At 59.2% G+C, this 9,254-nt stretch carries 5 protein-coding genes; all 5 read right to left on the bottom strand.

Annotation, left to right across the window (positions count from 1 at the left end; translation table 11 throughout):
• Nucleotides 1-343 precede the first annotated feature (343 nt).
• The 5 genes from ABJ076_RS09300 to ABJ076_RS09280 all read right to left on the bottom strand — a co-directional run bounded on the left by ABJ076_RS09300 (nt 344) and on the right by ABJ076_RS09280 (nt 9,015).
• Entirely contained in the window at nt 344-1,084 is a 741-nt protein-coding gene (locus ABJ076_RS09300) for a response regulator transcription factor (RefSeq protein WP_348195265.1), read from the bottom strand.
• Nucleotides 1,071-3,206 (bottom strand): ATP-binding protein, encoded by a 2,136-nt coding sequence (locus tag ABJ076_RS09295; RefSeq protein WP_348195262.1) that lies wholly within the window; start codon nt 3,204-3,206, stop codon nt 1,071-1,073. Before ABJ076_RS09295 ends, ABJ076_RS09300 begins: the two co-directional genes overlap by 14 nt.
• Before the next feature lie 303 nt (nt 3,207-3,509).
• Entirely contained in the window at nt 3,510-4,169 is a 660-nt protein-coding gene (locus ABJ076_RS09290; protein WP_348195260.1) for a flavin reductase family protein, read from the bottom strand.
• Nucleotides 4,170-4,673: 504 nt separating this feature from the next.
• Nucleotides 4,674-5,444: a DUF3750 domain-containing protein gene (locus ABJ076_RS09285; RefSeq protein ID WP_348195258.1), complete on the bottom strand. Its 771-nt coding sequence runs from the start codon at nt 5,442-5,444 to the stop codon at nt 4,674-4,676.
• An 82-nt stretch (nt 5,445-5,526) separates the two neighbouring features.
• Complete coding sequence (locus ABJ076_RS09280; protein ID WP_348195255.1) at nt 5,527-9,015, bottom strand: indolepyruvate ferredoxin oxidoreductase family protein; 3,489 nt, start codon at nt 9,013-9,015, stop codon at nt 5,527-5,529.
• Nucleotides 9,016-9,254: the final 239 nt, after the last annotated feature.

The raw sequence follows: 9,254 nt of genomic DNA, 5'->3' as shown, positions 1-9,254 counted from the left end.
GTGCAGGAGATGACCGCCGCGATCTCGGCCAGCGGATCACCCGCTTCCGACAGCATGTGGAGCTGTATGTCAGGAGTTATGGAAGAAAGCAGGAGATCTGCATCTTCCACTTGCCTGTCGACAAAGAGAAGGCGTTCCGGGGCAAGTGTTTGCACGGTGAAGAGTCCTGTATTCGAGTATATATCTTAGCCGACGCGACTATTTTAACAAGCCGCTGATTGATTATTTGGATAGAAGTTAATTTCTCTAATTTTCATTGTCAAAGAAACAATAATGACGAATTGTGACAGTCGAGACGGAGGCACTAAATATTTCCTCCATCAAATCATTGATGAGCTTTTATTCAATTTTCGAGAATTGTCTGCGCCAGATAATATCCATGCCCATAGGCCGACCGGAGTGTAACTTCGGAGTTGGTCCGGGAGGCAATCTTGCGGCGCAGGCGACTGACAACCTGGTCGACAGAGCGGTGGTTGCTGATGGTGGCATCGCGTCCGAGGCGCGCTGTAATAACAGCGCGTGAAACCGTCTGGCCGGCTGCTTCGCACAGACAGGAAAGGATGTCGGTTTCGGTGTGGGTCAGTGTCACTGTCTCGCCGGACGGTGCCGTGAGGGATCGGGCATGGGTGTCGAGGCGCCATTGCGTCTGCTGTGCAGCCGCAGGGTCGTCGGCACTGCTGGTCGCTGTCTGGTCGGTGCGTCCACGCAGGATCGCGCGGATCGCCGCTTCCAGTTCGCTGTAGTCCACGGGCTTGACGAGATAGATGTCCGCGCCCGTTGCATATCCCAAAACACGCTCTGCAACCTGCCCGCGCGCCGTGACCATGACGATACCCATGGCCGGATAAAGGTCGCGGAGGCGCTGTGCTATCACGGTCCCGTCCTCTGCCGGCAGCCCAAGATCGAGCACGACCACATCGGTCGGTGCCTCGGCAAGCAGTTGATCCAGCTCCGCTCCACACTCCGCAGTCCGGACCGCCATGCCCACGCGTTGCAGATAGGCCGAAACTTCCGCGCGGAGTAACGCGTTGTCCTCGACAATGATGATGTCGATCGTGCCATTCGACCGCTTACTGTTCATCATTTTCCTCTTCAGAAGCGAGGCCCGGTTGGATTGGAAGCCGAATAACGAAGCGGCTGCCGCGCGGGCTGTTGTTCTCGTGAAATACCGAACCGTCATTTGCCTCTATGATGGCGCGGACCAGATAGAGCCCAAGGCCGGTTCCGGACGTCTTGCCTCCTCTGTAGTACTTCTCGAATATTCTGCCGCTATCCTGTGCCGTAATGCCGGGACCGTTATCGAGCACCAAAAGATCGACGGTGCCATCTTCCGCTTTTATGGCAACGGTTACGGCTGTTCCGGCGGGGGTGTGTTTTATCGCGTTCTCAAGCAGATTGTTGATGGCGATTTCAAGAAGCTTCATATCTGCAGACAAGTGGGGTAGTTGTTCGGGGAACTCAAGGTTGAAATCGTGGCCCGGCGCGGTCTTCTGACTGTTTTCGACGGCGGTTTCGAGTAACAGCCGCAGATCAATGGGCGCGCGACTGATCCGGAGTGCACCGTCTTCGATGCGCTCGGCGATGAGGCATGTCTCGATCATCCGCAGCAGCCCCTTCACCATATCTCGAATACGCTGGCCTTTGGTGAGGGTCTCCGGTTGCTCCACGGCGAGATTTTGCGCCACGCCGTCGATTACGGCCAGCGGCGTGCGGAACTCATGACTGACCATTGCAACGAATTGCCGTTGCAGCACCAGTGCCGCGCGCTCCCTTTTCACAGCGACAGCCAGCTCGGCCGTCCTGTCCGCTACGCGCCGTTCCAGTACCTCCTCTTGCGCCCGGGCCGCTGTAAGGGCCTCGTTCTGGAGTTGTATCTTCTCAGCCTGCAGTTTGCCGAGGCGATGAACCAGCATTCCCGCGAAAATTATGATCTCGAAAAACATGGCCACTTGGCCACCGGCCAGCGTGATGGAGTTGCTCGGGATGTATCCCCAGTCGCGCAGCACAACCATTGTTATGACCCCGAGAAAGACCACCCATGTCAACATGAGCGGCCATGCTGTCGGCTCATTTCGGAGCAGGGCGATAACTGTTGTGATCATCAAGACGGCCAAAACCGGCAAGCCCAAGCTGCTGACAATCGGATGAGTCCACGCTTCGAGCGACGCCGGCGCCACGATACATACCAGCGTGAGCAGCCCGCTGAGTACCGCTCCGGTCCACAGCAAGACTCTTACCGGTCGGGGCACTCTGGCCGTGGACAGGAAATAGGCCGCGAACGTAATGGTCGTGCAAATTGAGAGCGCGACCGGTTTTTCCGGGCCGATATGGAAGTGTGGCGCCAGATCAGGCCAGAGCAGGCCGGGTCCGACACCGTTGATCAGTAGCCAGGTTGTGGAATGAGCAAACAGGTTCGCGCAATAGATCAGGTAGATGAAGTGCCGTGTGTAAAGAAACAGAACAAGCGCGCCCAGGAACAAAATGGAGAATATGCCGAGAAGAAATATCTGCCAGGATACAAATTTCCCCTCTTCGATGAGCATGGCGTCGAGCTTGCGCAGATTTATATCCAGGGTCATGGTGCTCGCGGTTTCTCCGCGCACCAGAATGTCGAAGCGGCCCTGTTTCAGGTCCATCGGTGCGATATGAAAGCGGGTCGCAATATCCGTTAGCGGCAGCTCCCGGTCTCCGATGGAAAACAGGAATTCCGGAGCATCGCCGGGGGCCGGTCCGATGCGGTAGACGTCGAGATGATCGAAGTTCGGAAGTTCCAGCGTGAAATACCATAGCCCGGTGGCTGCCGGCTCTATCTCGAGAGAGACCCTGGCCCAGGTTACACTGGAAAGATAACCCCGGCTGATCACGCGCGTATTTCTCTTGGCATCCGGTTGCGCAAGCAGATCGGCCGCCTGTTCCGGAGAGAGCGATGCCGAATCATCCGACAACACGGTTGACGGCAGCAAGGGGACCCGATCCCTTGAGCCGTCCACGATCACTATCATGTCCGAACTGGCTGCCGCAGCGTGGTTGACGGAGCCCCCAATTGAACCAAACAGGATGAATGCCAGGAGGATCAGTCTCAGCGCTGTTGTGTAGCGCTTGTCTGGCTGTGCTTTCTTGAGGGACGAGCCTGCGTGGTTGATCAAGGCGCCGGAAGTGTCGCGAGCGGACGGCGTGAAATTGCTGGAGCGGCGTGTCCCTGTCATTGCAATTCGGGTCCTATAAAACAGAATGCTTCGACGCATCGAAGCTCGTTAAGCTTCGACTACCGGCATTCAGATAGCCTGTCTTTCTAATTAGCTTTGAGTAATTTAATAATTTTTGTTGAATATTCCCTTAATTCATTGAGTGATATGATGTTCCTGTGCCTCTGCAGCGGATGGCGAGAGCGCGAGGCGCCATTCCAAATCATTCCAATCAATTTCAGTGCCGTGCTGAAGCGGGTCTTGATTTTTCTCCGGGCCCCGTCGCTGTCGTTCCGGTGAACAGGCAAGACGTCGTTTGCAGCGTCACCGGGACGGTTTGCCTTCCAGTCCGTCTTCGGCGACACCGCTGGCCGAGGGGATCCGCATCTCGAAGACCTCGGTGATGCAGGTGTAGTCATAATAGCCCATTCGGGCGAGAGGCTGGATCTTGGCGATATCGAGCTTGCCGTCCGCCCCGATGACGTCATCCCTCACATGGATACGCTCAACCTTGCCGAAAACCACGTCCACCGTGCCGACGGGACTGTTCCCCGGCAGACGGTGTGTTGAAAGATAGCGGCATTCGAAATGTGCCGGGCTCTCCGCGACACGCATGCAGGGGGCATCGATGCAAGTCGTCTTGGTGACGCCCGCCTCGGTGAACTCGTCCACGTCTGGCGCCACAGCCATGGCGGAAATATTCACCGCCTCGCGCAGTGCCATGGTCGCCATATTCCACACGAACCAACCGGTTTCCTCGGCATTTATAACGCTGTCCTTGCGTCGCCCGTCCGGGTACTGGTTCGCGGCGAACATCACCATCGGCGGATCGAAGGTCAGGTTCTGCCACTGGCTGTAGGGGGCGAGATTGTGGATGCCGTCCGTGCTGACGGTCGACAGCCAACCGATCGGCCGCGGCACAGTACAGCTCTTGAAGGGCGAATAGGGTAGCGGGCAGGGCTCGCGGTCCGGCGCGTAGTGCATCAGGGGCTCGCTTTCAGTCCGGTGGGACTCTTACCATACCCGCCGCATTACAAACCCGGAAGTGAGGAGGCCGCGATTTCGGCCACGTCACCTGAGTCGTGTCTGAGCTCTTCTTTGATTTTCGGAGTTCTATCAGCCTTTTTCCCAGCCGGTCGCAGAGGTAATCTCAACCGTCGAAACGCCAATCTCTATGAGTGTGCCGCCGCTGGAGCCGAGTAATGCTTGTTTTCGAAGCATTGTCGGTGCCGGCTAATATTGGGCGCGGTATTTTTGATGAAGCGCTCGCATAGGGCTTTACAAATGCTGGCCATTTCTTGACCCGGTTCCGGGATTATTTTGGCACGTCGCCAAGCGATGCCCGCGATGCCGCGACAAGCCGTGCCGCGCATGGAAGTGTGCTGTTCGGGGCTGGGCCTTCTCAGATGCTGATATTATGCAGGGATGGTCCAAGGAGCTTGGAGCGTCGAGCTTTAGGGCGGCTTAGGCGCGCTCGACCTAAATGCTTCAGTCCGACATTCCGATCCTGCCGACGCCGGGGAGCTTCAGGGCCGGGTTCTTGATGTCGAGGCCAAGCGTCAGGCCGAGCAGATTGACTTCAACGCCTTCCTCCAGCGCCAGCATCACTCCGGCGAGGCCGAAGAGTGAAACCTGATATCCGGTCCCGCTCGGTGCCTCTGCGAAGATGCCGCCTTCGGGAATGAAATCCTTACCGACGGCGGTTGGCGGCAGGTCGAGCCGCAGCTCCGGAATCTGCCGGGCTATATGGGCGGTAAAGGTGTTGCTGTTCGGGCCGGGCCAAACTCGGTAGGTCCCGGCATGGGGGTATGATTGCGCGGCGGCGGCGATGCGGGGGATCAGGGTTTCAGCTTCCGCGCCGCGGATATCCCGCAGCAGATCGGGCTTCGAGCCGAACCAGTAGCCGTCCGGATTGCCATTGGTCGCCCGCACGGCAGTGTTGGAATGGCGCAGCTGCCAGCCCATCACTTCGAAGCGGGTGTAGTGCGGGGCATTCGGCTGTTTGACGGCGATCCAGGTATGCACACCGAAGATGCCGCGCCAGCTCCATGCACGGGCGGCGTAGACCTGGACGACCGCTTCCGGCGTCGTTTGGGGCGACGGCGCGATCTCGGCGGAATCCCGCCGGGCCTGACTCCAGTGCGTCGGACCCTCAGCCCATTTACCGACCGCGCTCGCTGCAAGGGGTAAACCGAGCAAGCCGATCAGAACCAGACCAAATAAAGTGATGCGTTTGAAGAGGGTTTTGCCGCGTGCCATCACGATGACATGGGGCCGGTGCCGGTGTATGCAAGGCCGGTCACGGAGATACCGAACCGGCCTTGCATTTTATGGGGTCATTTTATTCGGCGGCGTCGCGTGTTGCCGCTGGATTGCGGAATGCCTCAAGGGCTTCCTCACGGCGGATGGCCGCATTCTTCAGGTGCCGTTCCTTCACGTGGCCGTATCCGCGGATATGTTCAGGCACGGTCGCCAGCACAACGGCCGCAGCATGGTTCTCAACGGTGAGGCCGCGCGCGACATCTTCCATGTCGGCGAAATACTCTTCGATCAGCCTGCGCTCCGTCCGCCGCTCTTCAGTCCGGCCGAACGGATCGAAAGCGGTGCCGCGCAGGCCCTTGAGCTTTGCAATAAGGCTGAAAGCTGTGAAGATCCATGGTCCGTAGGCGCGCTTTTTAAGCTCTCCGGTTTCCGGGTCGCGTTGCGCCAGAAGCGGTGGTGCGAGGTTTACTTCAAGCTTGAATTTTCCGTCGAACTGCTCGTCAAGTTGTTGCCGGAAGGCCGGGTCGGTATAGAGCCGGGCGACCTCGTACTCGTCCTTGTAGGCCATCAGCTTGTAGGCGTAACGGGCAACGGCCCCGGACAGCTTTTCGGAGCCGGGCATGGCCCGTTCCTCGGCGGCACGGATTTTTTCGACCAGACCGTTATAACGCGCGGCATAGCCCGCATTCTGATAGGCGATGAGTTGTGCGATGCGCCGCTCGATCATCTCGTCGAGGCTGGTGGATAGATCGAGATGCTTCGGCTGCTCGACCACAGGGGCGGCGGCTTTCTCGACGGTGGCGAGATCGTGCGCGGCCCGGCGGCCCCAAAGGAACGCCTTCTTGTTGAAATCTACAGCGACCCCGTTCAGTTCGACTGCCTTGAGGATAGCCTCGCCCGTAAGCGGCACCTGGCCGAGCTGGTAGGCATAGCCGAGCATGAAGAGGTTGGAAGCGATGCTGTCTCCCAAAAGGGCGGTGGCGACCCGGTTCGCATCCAGGAAGTGGGTCGAGTTTTCGCCGCAGGAACTCTTAAGCGCCGCTTTCACCGCTTCGGTCGGGAATTGCAGATCCGGGTTCTGGGTGAACGCGCCGTTCATGGTCTGCTGGATGTTCACGATCGCGGTGGTGTCGCCAAGGCTGAGCTTGGACAGACAATCGACCCCGACCGCCGTGATCATGTCGCAGGCCAGCAGCAGGTGGGCCGATCCGGCGGCGATCCGGACTGCATGCAGCTCTTCGGGTTTTGCTGCCAGCCGGACATGGGTCACGACGGAGCCGTTCTTCTGGGCAAGACCAATCTGGTCGAGCACCGTGACGCCCTTGTCTTCCAGATGCGCTGCCATGCCGAGGAGAGCGCCGATGGTGACGACACCGGTGCCTCCGATGCCGGTCACGACAATGTTGTAGGGATTATCCAGTGCTGGAAGCGTCGGTTCTGGCAGGACCGGGAAGATGTCGGCTCGGGCAGGTTTTTCCGGCTGGGCGCCGGATTTCTTCCGGATACCGCCGCCGATCACATTGACGAAGCTCGGGCAGAAGCCCTTGGCGCAGGAGTAATCCTTGTTGCAGGAGCTTTGGTCGATGGCGCGTTTACGGCCGAACTCTGTCTCGACCGGGCTCAGCGATACGCAGTTCGAGGCAACGCCGCAATCGCCGCAGCCTTCGCAGACCCGCTGGTTGATGAACAGCCGTTTTGCCGGCTCTGGTAGCAGGCCCCGCTTGCGCCGGCGGCGCTTTTCTGTGGCACAGGTCTGGTCATACAGAATGATGGTCACGCCGTCGGTTTCGCGCAGTTCCTTCTGCACGGGGTCTAGCTCGTCCCGGTGGTGCAGTGTGGCGAAATCGGGCCAATGGGTGCCGAGTGGGTATTTGTCCGGCTCGTCTGTGATGATGCGCAGGGCCGAGACCCGCTCGGAGGCAACCTGGTTGGCGATCTCCAGCACCGAGAAGGCGCCTTCCGCCGGCTGACCGCCGGTCATGGCGACGGCGTCGTTATAGAGGATTTTGTAGGTGATATTCACCTTGGCGGCGACGGCGGCGCGGATCGCCAGCAAGCCCGAATGTGTGTAGGTGCCGTCCCCCAGATTGACGAACATGTGCTTGTGCTCGGTGAAAGGGGCCATGCCGATCCATGGTGTTCCCTCCGCCCCCATCTGGGTGAAGGTCTTGGTCTCCCGTTCCGGCATCCAGCTCGCCAGGAAGTGGCAGCCGATCCCGGCGAAGGAGAGACTGCCGTCTGGCACTTTGGTTGAGGTATTGTGCGGGCAGCCGGAGCAGAAATAGGGAATACGTTGGAAGTCCGTAACCGGTTTCAGCGCTGTCTTGGCGTGGTCCTCCAGAAAGGTCAGCCGGTCACGCAGACGGCTGTGATCCTTCATCTGGAGGATGCGCCGGGCAAGCAGTCGGGCGATGCTGCTGGCGGACAGCTCGCCGTTGGCCGACATCAGAACGGCGCCGGTTTCGTCCTTCTTGCCGATGACGCGTGGCCGTTCGGCGAGGTCGAACAGGATCTGTTTCACCTGATCCTCGATCAGCGGGCGCTTCTCCTCGATCACCAGAACTTCCTCAAGCCCGGCGGCGAATTCCTTCAGCCCTTCCGGCTCCAGTGGCCACGGCATGGCGACCTTGTAGATCCGCAGGCCAAGATCAGCGGCTTCCTGATCAGAAATGCCGAGATCGTCAAGCGCCTGACGGACATCGAGATAGGATTTGCCGACGGTGATAATACCAATCCGGGGCGCCGGGCTGTCCAGCATCACCTTGTCGAGGCGGTTTGCACGGGCGAAAGCCAGAACCGCAGGCAGCTTGTAGTTATGCAGCCGCTCTTCCTGCTCCAGCCAGGGGTCGGGCCAGCGGATGTTGAGGCCACCTGGCGGCATAACGAAATCGTCGGGTGTCACGATGTCGAGCTGTAACGGGTCGATATCGATGGAGGCGGAGCTGTCCATATTCTCCGCAGTTGCCTTCAGCCCGACCCAGCAGCCGCTGAATCGCGACATTGCAAAACCGTAGAGTCCGTAATCCAGTACATCCTGCACGCCAGCCGGATGCAGCATCGGCATGCAGGCGTCCATGTATGCATATTCGCTCTGGTGCGGGATGGTGGAGGACTTGGCGACATGGTCGTCCCCCGCCACGGCCAGCACGCCGCCATGCTCTGCCGTGCCGGCGAAATTGGCGTGTTTGAAGGCATCACCCGAACGGTCGACGCCAGGCCCCTTGCCGTACCAGATGGAAAACACGCCGTCATGCTTCGCGCCGGGATAGAGTCCGGTCTGCTGACTGCCCCAAACGGCGGTGGCGGCGAGGTCTTCGTTCAGGCCCGGCTGGAACTCGATATTGTTCTTCTGCATGAATGCGCGGGCACGCCAGAGCTGCATGTCATAGGTGCCGAGCGGCGAGCCACGGTACCCCGATATGAAGCAGGCAGTGTTGAGGTCTCGCGCGGCATCGCGCTGTCGCTGTGCCATGGGCACGCGCACGAGCGCCTGGATACCGGTCATGTATACCCGCCCCCGGTCGAGGGTATACTTGTCGTCCAGCGAGACGGGCTTGAGTGCCGTCATGATATCTCCCCGGCAATTCTGGGTGCCGATTGTTCCGGCACTCCATTTGTTTCATTTGTAATTAAGGTATGCCTGCATCGGGAGCGCGGCAATCGGTGCCGGAGGCTAGTTCGCAAATACGCAAGAAATCGATACTGTTACGCGACAGAACGACGCAGTTTTTCGTTATTCGAGGTCCGCGCGAAATGAAAAGCATGTGTCGATCACGAACCGGCGGATGTGAAATTCGTGTTTCGGGT

It is taken from the genome of Nisaea sp. (assembly GCF_039990255.1).
Taxonomy (GTDB): Bacteria; Pseudomonadota; Alphaproteobacteria; order Thalassobaculales; family Thalassobaculaceae; genus Nisaea.
Note: the sequence above shows the minus strand (reverse complement) of the source record. Positions and strands in the feature narration are given on the sequence as shown.

What these genes read in the sequence shown, in the direction of transcription:
- ABJ076_RS09300 (WP_348195265.1), bottom strand. Translation starts at nt 1,084, where the DNA reads ATGATGAACAGTAAGCGGTCGAATGGCACGATCGACATCATCATTGTC.
- ABJ076_RS09295 (WP_348195262.1), bottom strand. Translation starts at nt 3,206, where the DNA reads ATGACAGGGACACGCCGCTCCAGCAATTTCACGCCGTCCGCTCGCGAC.
- ABJ076_RS09290 (WP_348195260.1), bottom strand. Translation starts at nt 4,169, where the DNA reads ATGCACTACGCGCCGGACCGCGAGCCCTGCCCGCTACCCTATTCGCCC.
- ABJ076_RS09285 (WP_348195258.1), bottom strand. Translation starts at nt 5,444, where the DNA reads ATGGCACGCGGCAAAACCCTCTTCAAACGCATCACTTTATTTGGTCTG.
- ABJ076_RS09280 (WP_348195255.1), bottom strand. Translation starts at nt 9,015, where the DNA reads ATGACGGCACTCAAGCCCGTCTCGCTGGACGACAAGTATACCCTCGAC.